The 19,991-nt window shown below is 61.8% G+C and carries 20 protein-coding genes; 10 read left to right on the forward strand and 10 right to left on the reverse strand.

What is annotated here, in order from left to right; translation table 11 throughout:
- Nucleotides 1-220: 220 nt before the first annotated feature.
- Nucleotides 221-997, reverse strand: a complete 777-nt coding sequence (locus tag ACP7DE_RS16695; RefSeq protein WP_426073152.1) for an enoyl-CoA hydratase — start codon at nt 995-997, stop codon at nt 221-223.
- A gap of 76 nt (nt 998-1,073) precedes the next feature.
- Here ACP7DE_RS16695 and ACP7DE_RS16700 point away from each other — a divergent pair, with 76 nt between their 5' ends.
- Both ACP7DE_RS16700 and ACP7DE_RS16705 read left to right on the forward strand, forming a co-directional pair.
- Nucleotides 1,074-2,375, forward strand: coding sequence for an MFS transporter (locus ACP7DE_RS16700; protein WP_426073153.1), 1,302 nt, complete (start codon nt 1,074-1,076; stop codon nt 2,373-2,375).
- 137 nt (nt 2,376-2,512) lie between these two features.
- Nucleotides 2,513-2,950, forward strand: a complete 438-nt coding sequence (locus tag ACP7DE_RS16705; protein ID WP_426073154.1) for a universal stress protein — start codon at nt 2,513-2,515, stop codon at nt 2,948-2,950.
- 39 nt (nt 2,951-2,989) lie between these two features.
- Here the strand turns inward: ACP7DE_RS16705 and mltA are convergent, their stop codons facing one another.
- Nucleotides 2,990-4,219 (reverse strand): murein transglycosylase A, encoded by a 1,230-nt coding sequence (mltA, locus tag ACP7DE_RS16710; RefSeq protein WP_426073155.1) that lies wholly within the window; start codon nt 4,217-4,219, stop codon nt 2,990-2,992.
- 49 nt (nt 4,220-4,268) lie between these two features.
- Between mltA and ACP7DE_RS16715 the strand changes: the two genes are divergently transcribed.
- Entirely contained in the window at nt 4,269-4,415 is a 147-nt protein-coding gene (locus tag ACP7DE_RS16715) for a hypothetical protein (RefSeq protein WP_426073156.1), read from the forward strand.
- Between the two features lie 25 nt (nt 4,416-4,440).
- Here ACP7DE_RS16715 and apaG read toward each other — a convergent pair whose 3' ends face one another.
- Nucleotides 4,441-4,815: a Co2+/Mg2+ efflux protein ApaG gene (apaG, locus tag ACP7DE_RS16720; protein WP_426073157.1), complete on the reverse strand. Its 375-nt coding sequence runs from the start codon at nt 4,813-4,815 to the stop codon at nt 4,441-4,443.
- A gap of 159 nt (nt 4,816-4,974) precedes the next feature.
- Here apaG and rpe point away from each other — a divergent pair, with 159 nt between their 5' ends.
- From rpe to ACP7DE_RS16755, 7 genes are all read left to right on the forward strand, one after another.
- Nucleotides 4,975-5,649: a ribulose-phosphate 3-epimerase gene (gene rpe / locus ACP7DE_RS16725; RefSeq protein ID WP_426073158.1), complete on the forward strand. Its 675-nt coding sequence runs from the start codon at nt 4,975-4,977 to the stop codon at nt 5,647-5,649.
- Nucleotides 5,649-6,365 (forward strand): phosphoglycolate phosphatase, encoded by a 717-nt coding sequence (locus ACP7DE_RS16730; RefSeq protein ID WP_426073159.1) that lies wholly within the window; start codon nt 5,649-5,651, stop codon nt 6,363-6,365. The genes rpe and ACP7DE_RS16730 overlap by 1 nt, the downstream gene beginning before the upstream one ends.
- 255 nt (nt 6,366-6,620) lie before the next feature.
- The gene (gene trpE / locus ACP7DE_RS16735) at nt 6,621-8,117 is read left to right on the forward strand and encodes an anthranilate synthase component I (protein WP_426073160.1); all 1,497 of its coding nucleotides are present in this window, start codon (nt 6,621-6,623) and stop codon (nt 8,115-8,117) included.
- Nucleotide 8,118: 1 nt separating this feature from the next.
- A complete protein-coding gene (locus tag ACP7DE_RS16740) occupies nt 8,119-8,682 on the forward strand; it encodes an aminodeoxychorismate/anthranilate synthase component II (protein WP_426073161.1) in 564 nt (187 codons plus the stop codon).
- Between the two features lie 65 nt (nt 8,683-8,747).
- Complete coding sequence (trpD, locus tag ACP7DE_RS16745) at nt 8,748-9,791, forward strand: anthranilate phosphoribosyltransferase (protein WP_426073162.1); 1,044 nt, start codon at nt 8,748-8,750, stop codon at nt 9,789-9,791.
- A 33-nt stretch (nt 9,792-9,824) separates the two neighbouring features.
- On the forward strand, nt 9,825-10,625 hold the full coding sequence (gene trpC, locus ACP7DE_RS16750) for an indole-3-glycerol phosphate synthase TrpC (protein ID WP_426073163.1): 801 nt from the start codon (nt 9,825-9,827) through the stop codon (nt 10,623-10,625).
- Between the two features lie 20 nt (nt 10,626-10,645).
- The gene (locus ACP7DE_RS16755; protein WP_426073164.1) at nt 10,646-11,119 is read left to right on the forward strand and encodes a hypothetical protein; all 474 of its coding nucleotides are present in this window, start codon (nt 10,646-10,648) and stop codon (nt 11,117-11,119) included.
- Here ACP7DE_RS16755 and ACP7DE_RS16760 read toward each other — a convergent pair.
- From ACP7DE_RS16760 to ACP7DE_RS16790, 7 genes are all read right to left on the reverse strand, one after another.
- Nucleotides 11,070-12,245: a GGDEF domain-containing protein gene (locus tag ACP7DE_RS16760; protein WP_426073165.1), complete on the reverse strand. Its 1,176-nt coding sequence runs from the start codon at nt 12,243-12,245 to the stop codon at nt 11,070-11,072. The genes ACP7DE_RS16755 and ACP7DE_RS16760 overlap by 50 nt on opposite strands.
- A 214-nt stretch (nt 12,246-12,459) precedes the next feature.
- Entirely contained in the window at nt 12,460-14,307 is a 1,848-nt protein-coding gene (locus ACP7DE_RS16765; protein ID WP_426073167.1) for a M61 family metallopeptidase, read from the reverse strand.
- A 27-nt stretch (nt 14,308-14,334) separates the two neighbouring features.
- Nucleotides 14,335-14,943 (reverse strand): nucleotidyltransferase family protein, encoded by a 609-nt coding sequence (locus ACP7DE_RS16770; RefSeq protein ID WP_426073168.1) that lies wholly within the window; start codon nt 14,941-14,943, stop codon nt 14,335-14,337.
- Between the two features lie 13 nt (nt 14,944-14,956).
- Entirely contained in the window at nt 14,957-17,230 is a 2,274-nt protein-coding gene (locus ACP7DE_RS16775) for a molybdopterin cofactor-binding domain-containing protein (RefSeq protein ID WP_426073169.1), read from the reverse strand.
- 10 nt (nt 17,231-17,240) lie between these two features.
- Entirely contained in the window at nt 17,241-17,699 is a 459-nt protein-coding gene (locus ACP7DE_RS16780) for a (2Fe-2S)-binding protein (RefSeq protein ID WP_426073170.1), read from the reverse strand.
- A gap of 132 nt (nt 17,700-17,831) precedes the next feature.
- A complete protein-coding gene (locus ACP7DE_RS16785) occupies nt 17,832-18,548 on the reverse strand; it encodes a DsbC family protein (RefSeq protein ID WP_426073171.1) in 717 nt (238 codons plus the stop codon).
- 172 nt (nt 18,549-18,720) lie between these two features.
- Nucleotides 18,721-19,953, reverse strand: coding sequence for an FAD-dependent monooxygenase (locus ACP7DE_RS16790; RefSeq protein WP_426073172.1), 1,233 nt, complete (start codon nt 19,951-19,953; stop codon nt 18,721-18,723).
- Between the last annotated feature and the right edge of the window lie 38 nt (nt 19,954-19,991).

Here is a 19,991-nt window from a genome sequence, read left to right on the forward strand (position 1 = left end):
GCCCACACTTATCGACTGTTAATTGTTAAAGAACGGTATTCGGTACTGCTTATTTACTACTCTCGCGCTATCGACAAAGCGTTGTGTTTGTCAGCTGCGAAGAAGGAAGAGTATGAAGCATTTCAGCACAATCGTCAACTCCTTCTTTTACTGCCCAGCCCCTGAAGGCTGTCCCTTTTGTGCCGCAAACTAGTGCGTCTCATCGGGGAGGCGAATCATATCAAAGACCATCGAAGTTTGGCAAGCGCTTTTCCAGGAAAGCGTGCATGCCTTCTTTTTGAGCAGGGGTGCCGAAGGCGGCCTGGAACAAACGGCGCTCGTAGGCGACGCCGTCGGTCAAGGTGGTTTCAAAGGCGCGGTTGACGCAATCCTTGATCATCATGGCCACCGAGGTCGGCATGGCCGCGATAGTCTTGGCGGCGGCCAGGGTTTCTTCCAGCAATTTATCGGCCGGCACCACGCGCGATACCAGGCCGATGCGTTCCGCCTCGGCGGCGTCGATGGTGCGCGCCGTCAGCAACAGGTCCATGGCCTTGGCCTTGCCGATGGCGCGCGGCAGACGCTGCGTACCGCCCGCCCCTGGCGTGACGCCGACCTTGATTTCCGGCTGGCCAAATTTGGCGCTGTCAGCAGCGATCAGGAAATCACACATCATGGCCAATTCGCAGCCGCCACCAAGCGCGTAGCCAGCCACTGCGCCCACCACCGGTTTGCGTACGCGCAAGATATGCTCCCAGTTGCGGCTGATATAACCCTGGGTAAAGGTATCGGGATAAGTGTAATCGGCCATGGCGGCAATATCGGCGCCGGCGGCAAACGCTTTTTCGCTGCCCGTGAGCACGATACAGCCGATATTGTCATCGGCGTCGAATTTGAGCAGGGCGTCGCCCAACTCATTCATCATATTGTCATTCAAAGCGTTCAAGGCCTTCGGGCGATTCAGGCGGATGATCGCCACTTTGTCCTGGATGTCGATGATCAGATCTTCGTATTGCATAGTGTCTCCTCTGGATGAACGGTGTGACGATTGTAGCGGCTAACGGCAGCGGCGCGACAGGTGCGCTGCTATTATTGTGAGCCCGATCACCTTTATCGAGCAGCGTATTTTCTCCTCCTTCTTTCAGTACTGCACCCACTACCTGCGCGGTGACGGCAGCGCCGCCAGCGTCAATTTTCGCCGCCTGTGGTTCAGCAACGGCCTCAATTGCTTTGGCGCCCAGATCACCTCGCTGGCCCTGCCCCTGTGTGCGGTACTCTTGCTGCATGCGACGCCGGAACAGATGGGCGTGCTCGTTGCCCTGCAGGCGCTGCCGTTCGCCCTCTTCGGCTTGCCAGTCGGCGTGCTGCTGGACCGGCGCAGCAAGCACCCGATCATGCTCTTCAGCGAAAGCATGTCGGGCCTGGCCTTGGCCAGCGTGGCCGTCGCCTACTGGTGCGGCGTACTGTCGATGCCGTGGTTATATATAGTAGGATTCATCATCGGCACAGGTTTTGTCGTCGGCGGCGGCGCCGAACAGGTTTTCCTGACCTTTTTGGTGGGCCGCGATGGCTTGATCGATGCACAGTCGAAATTTGCCGCCACTGAATCGGCTTCGCGCCTAATCGGCCCAGGCCTGGCCGGCGTGCTGGTGCAAGTTTTGTCAGCGCCCGTCGCCATCCTGTGCACGGCTTGCGGCTATCTGGTTTCCGTCTTCAATTTGCGTGCCATGAGCGTACGCGATCCGCGTCCCGCACCATCCGACAAGCACGCCTTGCGCGACATCGCTGACGGCTTGCTGTTTGTCTGGCGTGAACCGCTGCTGCGCGCGCTGGCCTGGGGTGCCGGCATCTGGCACTTCCTGTTTTACGCCAGCATGGCCTTGACGGTGCTGTTCGCCACGCGCGACCTTGGCATGAGTCCTGGGGTGCTGGGCATGACGCAGATGCTCGGCGGCGCCGGCGTATTGCTCAGCGCCTTCATCGTCAAGCCGCTGACGCGCCGCTATGGTGCCGGCCGCACCATTCTCATCGGACTGGCGTCCACCTCCGTGTGCTTTGCCATGACGCCCACCATCCCCGCCGCGCTATTCGGCAGCGCGGCCGCCAGCGCCGTGGCGTATGCCGTGCTGATGTTCTTTTTCGATTGCGGCGTGATGCTGTTTTTTATTCCCTACCTGGGCCTGCGCCAGAAAGTCACACCCGACCCCATGCTGGGCCGCATGACCTCGACCATGCGCTTCCTGACGGTGGCGACGGCGCCGCTGGGCGCGCTGGCCGCCGGCTGGGTAGCGGAACACTTCGGCGTGCGCAATGGCCTGGTCTGCATCGCGGCGGGCAGTATCTTGTTGACCGTCGCCATGGTGTGGGGCACGCCGCTGCGTAGCGTGCGCACCTGAAGCGATAAACGGGCATACACTGCTGAAAGATTGCCTTGGCGACACTATTCATGCCAAAGCCTGTGAGGTTTGATTTACATCAAGGTTTTAGTTGATGTAAATCCATAAGCTGTCTTACATCACTCTAGGAGCACGTCATGTTTAACACCATTTTATTTCCCACCGACGGCTCGCCGCTGTCCGACAAAGCGGCCGAGACGGCCCTCGCCTTCGCTCAATTGAACAAGGCCAAGCTGGTCGCCCTCAGCGTGGTGCAGCCCTTCCCGTTCTCGCCGATGGCCGATGGCGGCATCGTGCTCGACGCCGGTTTGTACGAACAACAAATGCAGGAAGCATCGCAACGCGCCGTCGACAAGATCGGTGAAGCGGCGCGCGCCGTCGGCGTGCCCTTCGAAGGCGTGGTCGCCGTCTCGCCCAGCCCGCACGAGGAAATCGTCAATGCGGCGCAAACCTACCATTGCGACATCATCCTGATGGCCTCGCATGGCCGCAAAGGCTTGAACAAGCTGTTCGTGGGCAGCGAAACGCAAAAAGTACTGGCGCATACCCAGCTGCCAGTCATGGTCTTGCGCTAACCTTGCGCTAGCGCACCCCCGCCCGGCGCCGCGAGAAACTCAGCGCGCCGGGGCCTGTTTCGGCAGCAATACCCACACGGCGCCGCTCTGCTTCATGCGGCCCGCATTCTCCGCCGCTTCCGCACCAAAACCAAAGAAGTAATCGACCCGGATGGGCCCGCGAATGGCTCCGCCCGTATCTTGCGCCATCACCAGGCGCTGCATGGGAATCTCGCTATTGGCTTGCGTGGTGGACAGGAACACGGGCGCACCCAGCGGCAGGAAACGCGAATCGATGGCCACCGAGCGTTGCGGCGTCAGCGGCACGCCCAATGCGCCTTTCGGCCCCACTTTCGGATCGGGCAAACGCTCCTCCTTGAAGAAGACATAGCTCGGGTTGGCGTTGAACAATTCATCCTTGCGCGTGGGATGGCCGGCGATCCACGCCTTGATGCCCTGCGCGGACGCCTGGCTCAGGGTCAGCTCCCCCTTGTCGACCAGGTAGCGGCCGATCGATTTGTATGGGTGGCCATTCTGGTCCGCGTATGCCACGCGCACGGTTTCCTGCGTATCGGTCAGCTGCACGCGCCCGGAACCCTGCACTTGCAGGAAGAAGGCCTCGACTTCGTCATCCACCCACAGCAATTCCTTGCCCGTGACGGCCGTGGCACGCTCGATGTCGGCGCGGGTCGCATACGGGATCACCTTCTTGCCGACCAGCTTGCCCCGTAAACGCATGTTTTTCAGTTCTGGGTACACGCCAGCCAGGTCGACGGACACGAGATCGTCCGGCACCTTGTACAGCGGCGTCTGGTATGGACCGCCGCGCTTGCGCGCGCCGTGCAGCAGTGGCTCATAGTAGCCCGTGACGAGGCCAGTACTGACGCCATCGGCAGTGATGACTTGATTGGGCACAAAGAAGGTCTCGAAGAACAGGCGGATGGCCTTGTCGCTGTCGGCATTCACCTGACGCGCTATCGTGCATGATTCTTTCCAATCCGGACGTTTCACCAGCACGCCGCACGAAGCCATGAACGCTGGCCAGGCGGCGCGCATGTCATCGCGGCCCCAGCCAGGTAAGGCGGCAAATTTGGCGGGTACGAAGGTGGGCGCTGCCGCATCCGTGATATCCCTGGCATCGGCCGGCTTGGCCGGCACCGGCTTGACGACGGTCGGAGCGATGGCCGGCGCCTTGCCAGTCGCGGTGACCGGCGCTGCCGGCGGCGTGGTACAGGCGGAAAGCGCAAGCGCGACGGCGCCGACTGAAACGGGTAGACTACCGCGTGTCAACAGACGGCGGGTAAATACTAAGCTGCGGGTAAATAACATAGGAGTGCGTATGTGGATCTTGATGATAGAGGCGCTGGTGGCGTTCTTCTTGCTGGCATTTATAGTCTGGTGGACCATGTATTCGGGCAAAAAGCCCGCGCCACCGGCGCGCAAGCAGCTCAGCAAAGAACAGGACAGCACCGAAAAATTGAAGTAAGGGGGCACAAGCCCCCGGCGTCACGTCAGTGCAGGGTACGCGGTACCGACAGCACGAACTCGGGAATCGGCGCTTCGAACTGATGGCCATCTTCAGCCACGCAAAAGTATTCGCCGTGCATCGAGCCTTGCGGCGTGCCCAGCATGGTGCCGCTTGTGTATTCGAATTGCTCGCCCGGCTGCAGCAGCGGCTGGTGGCCGACGGCGCCCAGGCCGCGCACCTCTTCCACCTTGTTGTTCGCATCCGTGATGACCCAGTGGCGCGAAATCAGTTGCGCACCGGCCGTGCCCGTGTTGACGACGCGAATCGTGTAGCTGAACACATGCCGCCCCTCGTCCGGTGCCGATTGCTCGGGCAGATATTGCGTCTTAACCGTTACCGTAAATTCATAAGTCGCCATCGTTATTCCTATTCAAGCATTGCCAGTCGTATATTGTGTGTCGCGCGCGCCGCCTTGGCCATCGCGCGCCGTGTATTCTGCGTTCCAGTAAGGCATGGTAACGGCGTCAAGCGTAAAATAGCGCATCTTCGCATTTTCTACTCTTAGCCCTTAGCCACCATGACAACATTCCGTATCGCTCCCAGCATCCTGTCCGCCGACTTTGCCCGCCTGGGCGAAGAGGTGCGCAACGTCGTTACCGCCGGCGCCGACATCATCCACTTCGACGTGATGGATAACCATTATGTGCCGAACCTGACCATCGGCCCGCTGGTGTGCGAAGCGATTCGCCCGCACGTGCAAGTACCCATCGATGTGCATCTGATGGTCAAGCCTGTCGATCGCATTATCCCGGATTTCGCCAAGGCTGGCGCGAACATCATCACCTTCCACCCGGAAGCGTCGGATCACGTTGACCGTTCCTTGCAGCTGATCCGCGACAATGGCTGCAAATCGGGCCTGGTGTTCAACCCGGGCACGCCGCTGCACTTCCTGGAACACGTGATGGACAAGATCGACATCATCCTGATCATGTCGGTCAATCCGGGCTTTGGCGGCCAGTCCTTCATTGCGCATACGCTCAAGAAAATCGCCGAAGCGCGCCGCATGATCGACGAATCGGGCCGTGACATCATGCTGGAAGTCGATGGCGGCATCAAGATCGACAACATCGCCGCCGCCGCTGCCGCCGGTGCCGACACCTTCGTCGCCGGCTCGGCCATCTTCGGCAAGCCGGACTACAAGGCCGTGATCGACGCCATGCGCGCCGAATTAGCCAAAACGGTGGGCAACTGATGCAGCCGGGCACGGTGAAAGACCACGTACTGGCCGGCGTGCGCGCCGCCATCATCGACCTCGATGGCACGATGCTCGACACCGTGCCCGATTTTCATGTCGCCATCAATGGCATGCGCGCCGAATTGAATCTGGCACCCATCAGCGCCGAGGCCATCAAGCTGATGGTGGGCAAGGGCTCGGAAAACCTGATCCGCACCGTGCTCGCGCTCGACTTCGATGCGGCCGGCGTGGAGCAGCGTTTCGAGCAGGCGATGGAGGCTTACCAGCGCCACTACCTGGCCATCAATGGCCAGTTCAGCACCCTGTATCCGGACGTGGAAGCTGGGCTGGCGGCAATGAAGGCGGCGGGCTTGCGCCTGGCCTGCGTCACCAACAAGCCGATCGCCTTCGCCCTGCCCCTGCTAAAGCAGAAAAACCTGGCACAGTATTTCGAGATCGTCTACGGCGGCGATTCGCTGCCGAAGAAAAAACCCCACCCCATGCCGCTGCTGCAAGTGTGTGCGGACTTCGACCTGGCGCCAGCCAAAGTGGTGGCCATCGGCGACTCTTCGAATGACGCGCAAGCGGCACGGGCTGCGGCTTGCCCCGTCTTGACGGTACCGTATGGCTACAACCACGGACACTCTATACACGACACCGATTCCGATGGTATAGTCAATACGCTGCTCGAAGCGGCCAATTTTATTAGCATGCACAACAGACCAGCATACTGACCAACCCCAACACCATATCGTGAACACGTTTCTCATCAAAAAACACAATGTCACCCAAACCGGCTCGATTGAGGCCTGGCTTTGGCGACGCTGGCAATCCTGGCAGGCCTAAGGGCCGAGCCGTGTAAGATTGCTGTCGGCGGCAGGCGCGCATGTGCGTGCTGTATGCACCGGCAGGTTTTTTGATAACCCACCGCAGGGTTTGTGCTTTGTAAGCACGGCGCACACGCGTACCCTGGCGGCATGGAGAGACACATGACCGAACTCGAATTCAAATCGCTGGCCCAGCAAGGCTACAACCGCATCCCCCTGATTGCGGAGGCTTTTGCCGACCTGGAAACCCCGCTCACGCTGTACCTGAAACTGGCGCAGACCCAGCAAGGCGGCAAGAACACTTTCTTGCTCGAATCCGTCGTCGGCGGCGAGCGCTTCGGCCGCTATTCCTTCATCGGCTTGCCCGCCACCACCGTCTTGCGCAGCCATGGTAACCGCACGGAGATCGTCAAGAACGGTGCCGTGATCGAAGAGCACGAAGGCAATCCGCTCGACTTCATCGAACAGTTCCAGTCCCGCTTCAAGGTGGCCCTGCGCCCAGGCATGCCGCGCTTTTGCGGCGGCCTGGCCGGCTACTTCGGCTACGACACCGTGCGCCACATCGAGAAAAAACTGGCCGGTGGCGCACCGAAAGATGATTTGAACCTGCCCGACATTCAGTTGATGGTGACGGAGGAACTGGCCGTCATCGACAACCTGTCCGGCAAGCTGTACCTGATCGTGTATGCCGACACCACGCAGCCCGAGTCGTTCTCGAAAGCGCGCCAGCGCCTGAAGGACTTGCGCATGATGCTGCGCCGCGGCGTCGATGCGCCGGTCACCAGTGCCTCCGTGCGCACGGAAACCATCCGCGACTTTTCCAAGGAAGACTATCTGAAGGCGGTCGCCAAGGCGCATGAATACGTGATGGCCGGCGACTTGATGCAAGTGCAGATCGGCCAGCGTATCCGCAAACCGTATGTCGATTCGCCGCTGACCCTGTACCGCGCCCTGCGTTCGCTCAATCCGTCGCCCTACATGTACTTCTATAATTTCGGCGACATGCAGATCATCGGCGCCTCGCCCGAAATTTTGGTGCGCAACGAGACGACGACGGACGGCGGGAAAAAAGTCACGCTGCGTCCCATCGCCGGCACGCGTCCGCGCGGCGCCACCCCGGAACGCGACGCTGAATTGTCCAGGGAACTGCTGGCCGACCCGAAAGAAATCGCCGAGCACGTGATGCTGATCGACCTGGCCCGCAACGACATCGGCCGCATCGCCGAAACGGGCAGCGTGCACGTCACCGACCGCATGGTCATCGAAAAATACTCGCACGTGCAGCACATCGTCTCGAACGTGGAAGGCACCTTGAAAGACGGCTTGTCGAACCTGGACGTGCTGCGCGCCACCTTCCCCGCCGGCACCCTGACGGGCGCGCCGAAAGTGCGCGCCATGGAAGTGATCGACGAGCTGGAAATCACCAAGCGCGGCATCTATGGCGGCGCCTGCGGCTACCTGTCGTTTGGCGGCGAAATGGATGTGGCGATCGCCATCCGCACAGGCGTGATCAAGGACGGCATGTTGTACGTGCAGGCCGCGGCCGGCATCGTGGCCGACTCGATCCCCGAAATGGAATGGCAGGAAACTGAAAACAAGGCGCGCGCCGTACTGCGCGCCGCCGAACAAGTGCAAGATGGCCTGGATGGGGAGTTTTAAGATGCTGCTAATGATCGACAACTATGACTCCTTCACCTACAACATCGTGCAGTATTTCGGCGAGTTGGGTGAAGACGTGCGGGTCTACCGCAACGATGAAATCACGATCGAACAGATCGAAGCGCTGAATCCGGACCGCATCTGCATCTCGCCCGGCCCGAAAGCACCAAAGCAGGCGGGCATTTCGGTCGACGTGCTGAAACACTTCGCCGGCAAGAAGCCGATACTGGGCGTGTGCCTGGGCCACCAGGCCATCGGCGAGGCGTTTGGCGGCAAGGTCATCCGCGCCAAACAGGTCATGCATGGCAAGACTTCCCTTATCGCGCATACGGGCGTGGGCGTTTTCAAAGGCTTGCCCAGCCCCTTCACAGTGATCCGCTACCACTCTTTGGCGATTGAACGCGCCTCGCTGCCTTCCTGCCTGGAAGTGACGGCGTGGACGGACGACGGCGAAATCATGGGCGTGCGCCACCGGGAATACGATATCGAGGGGGTGCAGTTCCACCCCGAATCGATCCTCTCGGAGCACGGCCACGCCCTGCTGAAGAATTTCCTCGAGCGCTGATTCCATGCGCACGCCACGGCGTGCCATCAGTGTCCTCCTGCGCCATCATTGAAGAAGGAAGCATCATGCCGATCACCCCACAAGAAGCCCTGTTGCGCTGCATCGAACACCGCGAAATATTTCACGACGAAATGCTGTACCTGTTCCGCCAGATCATGTCCGGCGAAATGTCGCCCACCATGATTGCAGCGCTGACCATGGGCTTGCGCGTGAAAAAGGAAACCATCGGCGAAATCGCCGCCGCCGCGCAAGTGATGCGCGAGTTTTCCACCAAGGTGCCCATGGCCGACACCACCAACCTGCTCGACATCGTCGGCACGGGCGGCGACGGCGCGCACACTTTCAATATCTCCACCGCCTCGATGTTCGTGGCGGCAGCAGCCGGCGCGCGCGTGGCCAAACATGGTGGACGCAGCGTCTCGTCATCGTCCGGCAGCGCCGACGTGCTGGACTCCCTGGGCGTCAACATCAACCTGCAACCCGAGCAGATCGCCCAGTCGATCGCGCAGACGGGCATCGGTTTCATGTACGCGCCCAACCACCACGCGGCCATGAAGCATGCGGCGCCCGTGCGCAAAGAGCTGGGCGTGCGCACGATCTTCAATATCCTCGGCCCGCTGACCAATCCGGCCGGTGCGCCCAACATTCTGATGGGCGTATTCCACGCCGACCTGGTCGGCATCCAGGTGCGCGTGCTGCAGCGCCTGGGCGCGCAGCATGCCATCGTCGTATATGGCCGGGACAATATGGATGAAGTATCGCTGGGTGCGGCGACCATGGTGGGCGAACTGGTCAACGGCGAGATCCGCGAGTATGAAATCCATCCCGAAGATTTCGGCATGTCGATGATCGCCAGTCGCAACCTGAAAGTGGCCGACTCCATCGAGTCAAAGGCCAAGATGATGGAAGCGCTGCGCGGCGAGCCCGGTGCTGCCGCCGACATCGTCGCCCTGAACGCGGGCACGGCGCTGTACGCGGCCGGCGTGGCCAGCTCGATTGAAGACGGCCTGGCGCGTGCGCGCACCGCCGTCAGCTCGGGAGCCGCCCTGGCAAAACTGGAACAATTCGTGCAGGTGACGCAGCAGCTGGGCACCCCGGCGCAAGCGTAAGCTTCCGCCCTCCTTTATAGAATAGCGACCATCATGTCCGACATACTCGATAAAATCCTGGCCGTGAAGGCCGATGAAGTGGCGAAGGCCAAAGCCCACCGCAGCCTGGCCAGCCTGCGCGGCGACGTGGAAAGCGACAGCGCCCTGCGCGCCGGCCTGCGCGGTTTTGAAGCGAGCCTGCGCCAGCACATCGCCGCCGGCAAGCCCGGCATCATCGCCGAAGTAAAAAAGGCGTCGCCGTCGAAAGGCGTGATCCGCGCAGACTTCCGCCCGTTTGATATCGCCGCCAGCTATGCGGCGCATGGCGCGGCTTGCCTGTCCGTACTGACGGACGAACAGTTCTTCCAGGGATCCGTGGCATATCTGCAGCAGGCGCGCGCCGCCTGCGCCATCCCCGTGCTGCGCAAGGATTTCATGGTCGACATGTACCAGATCTATGAAGCGCGCGCCATGGGCGCCGACTGCATCCTCCTGATCGTCGCGGCGCTCGACCATGGCCTGATGGCCGAGATGGAAGCGTGTGCCCACGAACTGGGCATGGGCGTGCTGATCGAAAGCCACGACGGCGAAGAACTGACGGCGGCGCTCAAGCTCAAGAGCGCGCTGATCGGCATCAACAACCGCAACCTGCGCACCTTCGAAACGTCGCTCGACACGACCATCAACCTGTTACCGCGTATCCCGCAAGACAAATTGATCATCACGGAATCGGGCATCCACAGCACGGCCGACGTGCAACGCATGCGCGATGCGCACATCCACAGCTTCCTCGTGGGCGAAGCGTTCATGCGCGCGCCGGACCCCGGCGTGGAGCTGGAGCGCCTGTTCAGTTAAACCGTGGTAGTCTGGAAGACATGAGACACGCGATCACCATCCTTGCCGCCACTGCCTTGCTGTCGGCTTGCCAGAATGCATCCCCGCCAGCGGGGCGCATGCCCTTGCCTGTGGAGCGCACGCCCCCTCGCACGCCGGCCGCGATACAGCTCGCCGCCAGCATCGACGCTTACAAGTCGCTGGTGGCGCAGCAGATCATGGCGGCCAACGGGGAATACACGTTCAACGGGCGCCTGCCGCCCATGTTGCCGGCCATCGTCGTGCTCGACCTGAGCGTGGGTCCCGACGGCGAACTGAAAAGCGTGCATGTCCACCGTTCGCGCGACAGCGAAGCATCGGCCGCGGCGCTGGCCGCCGTGCGGCGCGTGCCAGCGTTCTTTCCGCCGGCGGGACACCTGATGCGCCGCCACGCACGGACCTTCGATTTCTCCGAAACCTTCCTGTTCAACGACCAGTACCGATTCCAGTTACGCACCTTGTCCGGTCCTCAGTAAACGCGCAAGCATCGAGTTCGATGCGGTCGCGTCCCCGCTCCTTGGCCAGGTACAGGGCAGCATCGGCGCGCGACAGCAACTGTTCCAGCCCCTCCACCACCGATGCCTGGCAAGCGACGCCAATGCTGACCGTACACGATGGCAACCCCGTATGACTGGACTCGCGCAGCAAGGCGCGAATGCGTTCGGCCACGCCCAACGCACTTTGCGCAGGCATGTCCGGCATCAGCACGACGAACTCCTCGCCGCCGAAACGCGCCACGCAATCCGATTCGCGCAGGGCACCTTTGATAACGGTGGCCACATGCGCCAGCACCTGGTCCCCCACCGCGTGACCATAGCGGTCATTGATCGATTTGAAGTAATCGAGGTCGATGCTGAGCAGTGTCAGCGGCAAACGGCGGCGGCGCAGATTATCTATTTCGCGCGCATAAGCATCGCCAAAGCCGCGCCGGTTCAGCACCTGCGTCAACGGATCGTGGGTCGAGCGGCGCTCCAGTATTTGTTGCAGGCGGCGCGTCGCCACCGTCATGAAGCCCACCGTCAGCAGCAGCGCCATGAAATTGGCGACCGCCAGATAGATGCCGGCCGGCGTACCGCTCACCCACAGGTTCACGCTGGCGCCGCCATGCAGCAACGCCGACACGCCGCGCACCAGCACCACAACAGCTTGCAGCAGCATCAGCGCACCAAAGAAAAAACTCGAAAAATGGCGCTCGCCGTAGCGCCATACCAGCTGCACCTGCCGCGCATAAAACAGGAAGACCAGCAGGGAGAAGACCGCCACGCGCGCCGAGAAATCGGGGTGCACCAGCAACCACCAGCTGCTGCCAGCGATGGCCAGAACAAGTATCAGCAGATAGGCGCGGCGACTCGTTGCCAGGCCAAAGAATTTCTCTGTACCCAGCATCGACAGGCCGATGCCGGCCACCAGTGCCGCATTGGCCGTGATCAGGGACAATGCCGGCGGCAGCACCTCGCGTGTACCGAACAGCATGGACGCGCACACCAGCAACAGCAAACCGGCCGCCCAATGTCCCAGGCCATGCACCTCGCGCCGAAAACTGCGATAGACCGAGAACATGACGATGCTCATCGCCCCGCACATCAGGGTCGTCATCAACATAATCGTTCGTGGATCGAGAGTTTGCACGTTGGCGCGATCTAAAAGAAACAGTTCGGCAATTCTAGTTTAGTTAAAGAAAAATTAGTTCATTTGCAGTAAATATGATGGTAATCCACCAGTGCTGGCGGATGAGTTGCATCTGAGAAATTACTGCTTGAAATGAAAAACCGGCCAGTGACGGCCGGTTTTCTGTCTTACTGCATGACAAACAACATCATGCCGCGCTAGGACGCTTCGGCCCCGTGGCTTTCTTTGGCGCCGGCAACAACGCCAGGCTGACGCCAGGCACGCGGTCGCCCTGCAATACGGTAGTAAACGTCATCAGCTCATCGCGGCGAAAGGCGTGGATGGCCACCTTGGCGCCGACGGCGTAACGGCCCAGCAAGGTGTCCAGGTTGGCCGGGTTGCCCGTCACGCGCAAGCCATCGATGGCCACCAGCACGTCGCCCGCCGACAGGCCTGCCGCATGGGCGGCGCCGCCCTGGTGTACCTGCGCCAGCCTGGCATCGTTGCCGTCTCGGCCCAGGTTGACGTCCAGGCTGGGCTTTTCCGCCTTGCGCTGGTCGCTGTACTTCACGCCGAATGGCGCCAGCAGACGCGCCAGCGGCACGTCGTCCGTGCCGCGGATGTAGCGCTCGAAGAACGACTTCATGCGCGTGCCGGAGATCTCATCGAACAAGGCTTCGACTTCGGCCGGCGTCACGCCGCGGCCTTTACCTTCTCCTTTGCCATTGTAAAAATCGCGGCCATAGCGCTGCCACAGTGCCTGCATCACGTCGTCCAGCGATTGCTCGCCATTCGTCTTTGTGCGCAGCGTCAGGTCGAAGGCCAGCGCGATCAGCGAACCCTTGGTGTAGTAGCTGACGATGGCGTTCGGCGCGTTTTCATCCTGGCGATAGTACTTGCCCCAAGCGTCGAAGCTGGAATCGGCCACGCTTTGCTTGCTGCGACCGCTACCGCGCAGCACGCTGTTGACGGTCTTGCCCAGCAGCTTGAAATAGGCTGCCTCGTCGATCATGCCGGCGCGCACCAGCATCAGGTCATCGTAATAGCTGGTGAAGCCTTCGAAGAGCCACAACAGCGGCGAATAGCTTTCCGCCTGCAGGTTGTACGGCGCAAAGGCGGCCGGCTTGATGCGCTTGACGTTCCAGGTGTGGAAATACTCATGGCTGCACAAGCCCAGGAATTTCAGGTAGCCGTCGCCGATCTCGGTGCTGTTTGACGCCGTCGTCGGCAAGTCGGCACGGGCGCAGATCAGCGCCGTCGAGGCACGGTGTTCGAGGCCGCCGTAACCGTCGCCGACGGCCATGGTCATGAACATATAGCGGTCCATCGGCGCTTTTTTTGTCTTCGGCTCAAAGAAGGCGATCTGCGTTTCGCAGATGGCTTTCAGGTCACGGCACAAACGGGCCAGGTCCAGGTTTGGCACCTTGCCCGTGACGACGATATCGTGCGGCACGCCATGCGCCTTGAAGGTGGCCAGCGCGAAGTCGCCCATTTCCACCGGGTGGTCGATCAACTCATCGTAATTGGCGGCCTGGTAACTGCCGAAACCATAGCGCTTCGCGTTAAGTTCCGGCAGGGTGGTGGCCACGCGCCATGTCTTGCAAGCGGCATCCTTCGGCTGCACGATGTGCACCTCGTGCGTATCGGATTCCTGGCCCAGCACGCGCAGGAACACGCTGGTGCCGTTGAAGAAGCCGTGGTTCTGGTCCAGGTGCGCGGCGCGCACGGATAAATCCCAGGCGTAGACGTCGTATTCGACCGTCAAGGTCCCCTTGCATGGGGCGGCTTGCCACGAATGCTTGTCCAACTTGGCCAGCGCCACGGCCTTGCCCTCGGACTCGGCGCGGATGCTGACGATATTGCGCGAAAATTCACGGATCATATAGCTGCCCGGGATCCAGGCCGGCAAGGACAAGACCTGGCCGATGGCGGCCGGCGACTTGACTGTCAATGTCACTTTGAACATATGACCGGCCAAGTCGGCTGCGGCGATGCTGTAGATGATGCCGGCGGCGGGCACCTTGGCGATGCTTTTTTTAATTGGAGCTTTTTTCATGTTTTTCTCGTGTCTGGCATGGATGTTCTAAAGTCGCCCGGGCGCGCCATGCACCGGCGACAAATCGTCAGGTGTATCAATATCACGCAAGATGCCGCTGTCGTCTACTGTCACGTCGCACACGGCATGGCTGTTGACAATGCTGCGCGCGCCCTGGTCGCCATCGAGCGCCAGCAGCAGCGGCAAGTGAAAGGCGCTGAAGGCGACAGGATTGCCGCGCCGCCCCTGGAACACCGGCACGGCGATGCGCGCGCCATCGCCGATGGCTTGCGACAAGGCGGCGATTGTAGCCGGTTCCACACTAGGCATGTCGCCCAGCGCGATCAGCCAGCCCGGCGCGGCACGCACATAGTCGATGGCGCAGGTGAGCGAGGCGGCCATGCCCATGTCGGCATCATGGCAGACGCGCACCTCGCAGCCCAGCGCGCCGAGCACGCGCGCCACCCGCATGTCGTCGGCACGCACCACGACAAGCACGCGCGGCAAGGCCGCCAACATGTTCCTGGCCGCCGCCGCCACCACGGGCAAGCCCGCATGCGGACCTTCCGTCAAGGGCTGCATCAATTTATTCTGCACGCCGGAAGGATCGAACCTGCGTCCCCTTCCGGCTGCCAGCAAGATGCCGACCGTACTCAAAAAACTGCTACCGTCATGCGGCCGCCAAATCAAACGGCAGCTTGCGTAGGCGCTTGCCCGTCAGGGCGAACAGCGCATTGGCGAAGGCGGGCGCCAGCGGTGGCACGCCCGGCTCGCCCATGCCCGTCGGCGCGTCGCCCGACGGCACCAGGTGCACCTCGATCACCGGCATGTCGGGCATGCGCGGCACGGGGTAGTCACCAAAGTTCTGCTGCTCCACCACGCCATCCTTGAGCGTGATGGCCGCGCCGGGAATGGTCATGCCCAACGCCATCAGCGCGGCGCCCTGCACTTGCGCCTCGATCGTCAGCGGATTGACGGCCAGGTTGCAATGCACGCCCGCCCAGACCTGGTGCAGCCTGGGCGCGCCTTCCACCACCGACGCCGTCACCACGTAGGCGACTACGGAATTGAACGATTCATGCATGGCCACGCCCCAGGCCTGCCCTTTCGGCAGCTTTTTCCTGCCATAGCCGGACTTGGCCACGGCCAGGTCCAGCGCGGCGATATGGCGCGTGTGCTTGGCATCGATCAGCTGCTTGCGGTAAGCGACGGGGTCCATCTTTGCCACATGCGCCGCTTCGTCAATCAGGGTTTCCATGACAAAGGCCGTATGCGTCGAGCCGACGGAGCGCCACCACAGCACGGGCACGTTCGCCTTGGCCGTGTGCACGGACAGCTTCATCGGCAAGGTGTACGGTTCGCCCATGCCTTCGACCATGGTGCCATCGACGCCATTTTTCACCATGAAGGCTTCGAACGGCGTGCCGGCCATGATGGACTGACCCACGATGGTATGGTCCCAGGCGAGTATCTTGCCCTTGGCGTCGAGGCCAATCTGCGCGCGGTGCACATGCGACGGCCGGTAGTAGCCCCCCTTGATGTCATCCTCGCGGCTCCACATCAGTTTCAGCGGCCCGCTCTTGCCGGCAGCCAGGTACGCCTTGGCGACGTTGACGGCTTCGACCACATAGTCGGACGACGGCACGGCGCGCCGGCCGAAGCCACCGCCGGCCATCATCGTATGCAGGGTCACCTGCCCGGGTTTCAGGCCGGAGGTAGCCGCGATGGCCGCCTGGTCGCCCGTCTGGAATTGCGAGCCTACCCACATCGTGCATTTGTCAGCCTGCAGGTCGATGACGCAATTGAGCGGCTCCATCGGCGCGTGCGCCAGGTAGGGGAATTCGTAGACGGCTTCGATCTTTTTCGGCGCCGTGGACAATGCGGAGACATCGAATGCGCGCGCCACCGTACCCGGCGTTTTGGCCAGCGCCTTGAAGGCCGCCAGTTGCTTGTCGCTGCTGACCTTTTCCACGGCGCTGCTATTCCATTCGATCACCAGCGCATCGCGTCCCTGCTTGGCCGGCCAGTAGCCGTCGGCGATGACGGCCACACCGCTGCCGCCACGGTCGGTTTTCACTTCCAGCACCTCAAGTACCCCCTTGATGGCCTTGGCCTTGCTGGCGTCGAACTTCGCCACCTTCGCGCCGAACACGGGCGGGCGGGCCACCATGGCCACTTTCGCGCCGGGCGGTTTGAAGTCGATGCCGAACTGCTGCTTGCCAGTGGATTTGGCTGCCGCGTCCAGGCGTTTCACGGGTTTACCGATGATGACAAATTCGCGCGGGTCTTTCAGCTTGACGGTGGTGGGCACGGGTTGACGCATGGCCGCGTCGGCAAGTTCACCATACGTCGCCTTTTGTCCGCCAGGACCATACAGCACGCCCTTGGCGGCGCGCACCTGGTCGGGATGGACTTTCCACTGCGCGGCGGCGGCGCCCACCAGCATGGCGCGCGCCTTGGCGCCGATTTCGCGGTACTGCGTAAACGAATGGGCGATGCTGCCCGAGCCGCCCGTCATCTGCATGCCGTAGGCGGCATCCTTGTACTGTTCCCCGGCCGGCGCCAGAGCGCCATGCACCTGGCTCCAGTCGGCGTCGAGTTCCTCGGCGATCAGCATGGGCAAGCTGGTTTGCACGCCCTGGCCAAATTCCAGCCGGTTCACCTGTACCGTCACCGTGTTATCGGGGGCGATGTGAAGGAAGGCATTCGGCGCATATACGGGCTTGGCGGGGGCGCTATCGGCCGCCATCGCCAGCTTGCCCGCGCCCGGCAGGAAAAAACCCAGCATCAAGCCGCCACCAGCCGCCGCGCCAGCCTTCATGAAACCGCGCCGCGACACGCCATCGGCCGCGCCAACCACAGCCATCGGCGCCGATGCCAGCGCCGCGCCCAGGGTCACTCCGCCATGCTGCAATGCTTCCTGATTCAACCATTCGATACGCATGTCGTTCTCCTCAGGCCAGGGTCTTGGCCGCGTCCTTGATGGCCGCGCGGATCCGTTGATAGGTGCCGCAGCGGCAGATATTTCCGCTCATGGCGCCATCGATTTCGGCATCGCTGGGCGCCTTGTTGGTGCGCAGCAGCGCCGTGGCGCTCATCACCTGGCCGCTTTGACAGTAGCCGCATTGCGGCACGTCGTGGCGCACCCATGCCGCCTGCACCGCCTTGCCCACCTGATCGTTTTCCATCGCCTCGATGGTGGTGATCTTTTGTGCGCCGACCGAGGAAATCGGCGTAATGCACGAGCGGATCGGCTGGCCGTCGAGGTGCACCGTGCAGGCGCCGCACAGGGCCGCGCCGCAACCGAATTTGGTGCCCGTCATGTTCAGGTTATCGCGCAACGCCCACAGGATGGGCGTGGAAGGATCGGCGTCGACCTGCGTGTCGCGTCCGTTGATATTCAAGGTAATCATCTGCTGCTTCCCCTTTTTTGGATTGTTATGGCATTTACAAACAACACTTGATGATACGACAGCGGAAAAAAGTGCAAAAAAAGGCGCGCCTTGCGAGGGCGCGCCGTCCAGCCTTCCTGGCGACAGCCCGGATTACTTAATGGTCGAGAATTTCTGTTCCAGCGTTTTCGCATCGACTGCGCCCGGAATGCGGCTGCCGTCGGCAAAGAAGATGGCCGGCGTGCCCGAGACGCGCAACTGCTGGCCCAGAGCCAGGATTTTTTCATGCGGGTTGGCGCAAGTGGCGGCCACCGTAGCTGGCGCCTTGCCGTTCAGCATCCAGTCATCCCAGGCCTTATTGCGGTCCGGTGCGCACCAGACATTGCGCGACTTGGCGATGGAATCGGGCGACAAAATGTTGTACATGAAGGTGTAGACGGTGACGTTGTCGATTTCCTTCAGCGCGTTCTGGCGGAAACGCTTGCAATAACCGCAGTTCGGATCTTCGAACACGGCGATCACGCGCTTGCCATTGCCCTTGACGGTTTTCATGGCCGAATCGAGCGGCAGGTCGGAGAACTTGATACGATTGACTTCGTCCAGGCGCACCTTGGTCAGGTCTTGCGACGTCTTGGCGTCAAAGACGTGGCCGACGAACAGGTATTGCGCGGCTTTGTCCGTGTACAGGATGTCGCCACCCGTGCGCACTTCGTACAGGCCGCCATACGGGGTTTCCTTGACCGAATCGACCTTGGCGCCTTCGCCCAGGCGCGGCTCGATCAGCTTTTTGATGCTCGCTTCCGTTGGCGTTTCCGCGCCGGCGCACGACATCATCAGGCCCGAGGCCAGCACTAATGCGATTCTGCTCATTTTTATCACTATCACTTCTCCACTTGAAACGCCTGGCGGAACTGGCATCTGGTCCGGCGGCGATCTTTTTAACAAAACGAACGCCGCAGACCAGCTGCGGCGACCATGAATTTTCACTGCTACCATTATCCGGCGATATCTTAAGAATCACTGATATCCCAACGCTTAAGACTTACTGATGTCCCAATGCGTGTGAAATCATTTTTCTCTTCAGGGCCGGTAATTTATCCAGCAAGTTTAATCCCAAATTGCGAACCACGCGCAACGGCTCCAGATCGGCGCCGAACAAACGCGCCAGGCCATCGGTGGCCAGTTGCATCAGCAGCACGTCTTCCTTGCGCGCGCGCGCATAGCGGGCCAGCACGCGCTCGTCGCCGATGCCGCGGTGCGCCTCGCGTTCGCTGATCGTCTTGACCAGCTGCGCCACGTCGGCAAATCCCAGGTTCATGCCGTGACCGGCCATCGGGTGCACCACGTGGGCGGCGTCGCCCACCAGAGCCACGCGCGGCGCCAACATGGCGTGCGGGCGCATCAAGGTCAGCGGAAACGCGCGCACCAGCTCCGGCTGCAACGGCGTCAGTTTGCCCAGTTTGTCGTTGCAATATGCGGCCAGGCGCGCGGCCAGGGCATCGGCCGATTCGGACATCAAGGTGTCGGCCAGCGCATCGGGCGCCGACCAGACCAGCGAAACGCGGTCGCCCGGCAGCGGCAGCAGCGCGACGATGCCTTGGCTGCCCGTGAACCACTGGTGGGCCGCGCCATGATGCGGCTTTTCGCAGGCGAAGTTGCTGACCACGCCGCGCTGGCCATACGAGCGGTAATCGAGTCCGATATCGCACTGACCGCGCACCCACGACTGGGCGCCGTCCGCGCCCACCACCAGCGCGCAGGTGATGCTGTCGCCGCCATCGAGGTGCACGATGGCCGACTCATTCGTCCATTCCAGGCGGCTGGCGCGGCCCTGCACCACGCTGACGTTCGGCGCGAACTTCAGGGCGGCGTCCAGGGCCTGGCCCAGGTTGCGGTCTTCGACGATCCACGCCAGCGTGCCCACATGGGCGCCATAGGCGTCGAAACCGAGTCCGCCCGCCTGCGCGCCGTCGCCGTTGACCAGCATGGCGTCGACGGGCGCCACCCTGTCGGCCTGCAGCGCGCCCCATACCTTCAGCGACGACAGCAACTGGTGCGCCGTGTGATTGAGCGCATACACGCGCACATCCCAGCTGGCTTCGACCGGCTTGGCGGCCGGCGCGGGAGGGCTGACCGGGGATAACAGGGTGACGCTTTGTCCTGCCTGGGCAAACGCCAGCGCCGTGGTTTTCGCGATGGCGCCGTTGCCGACGATGCAAACGTCGCTGTGGCTATGCATGAAGCGCCGCATGGTAGGGGGAGTGGGACTGTTCATGCGGCCATTATAGCGTTTGCCTCAGCTGTTTCAGATAG

Origin of the sequence: Janthinobacterium sp. DSP2-3-3 (genome assembly GCF_049897325.1) — a bacterium.
Classification (GTDB): Bacteria; Pseudomonadota; Gammaproteobacteria; order Burkholderiales; family Burkholderiaceae_D; genus Janthinobacterium.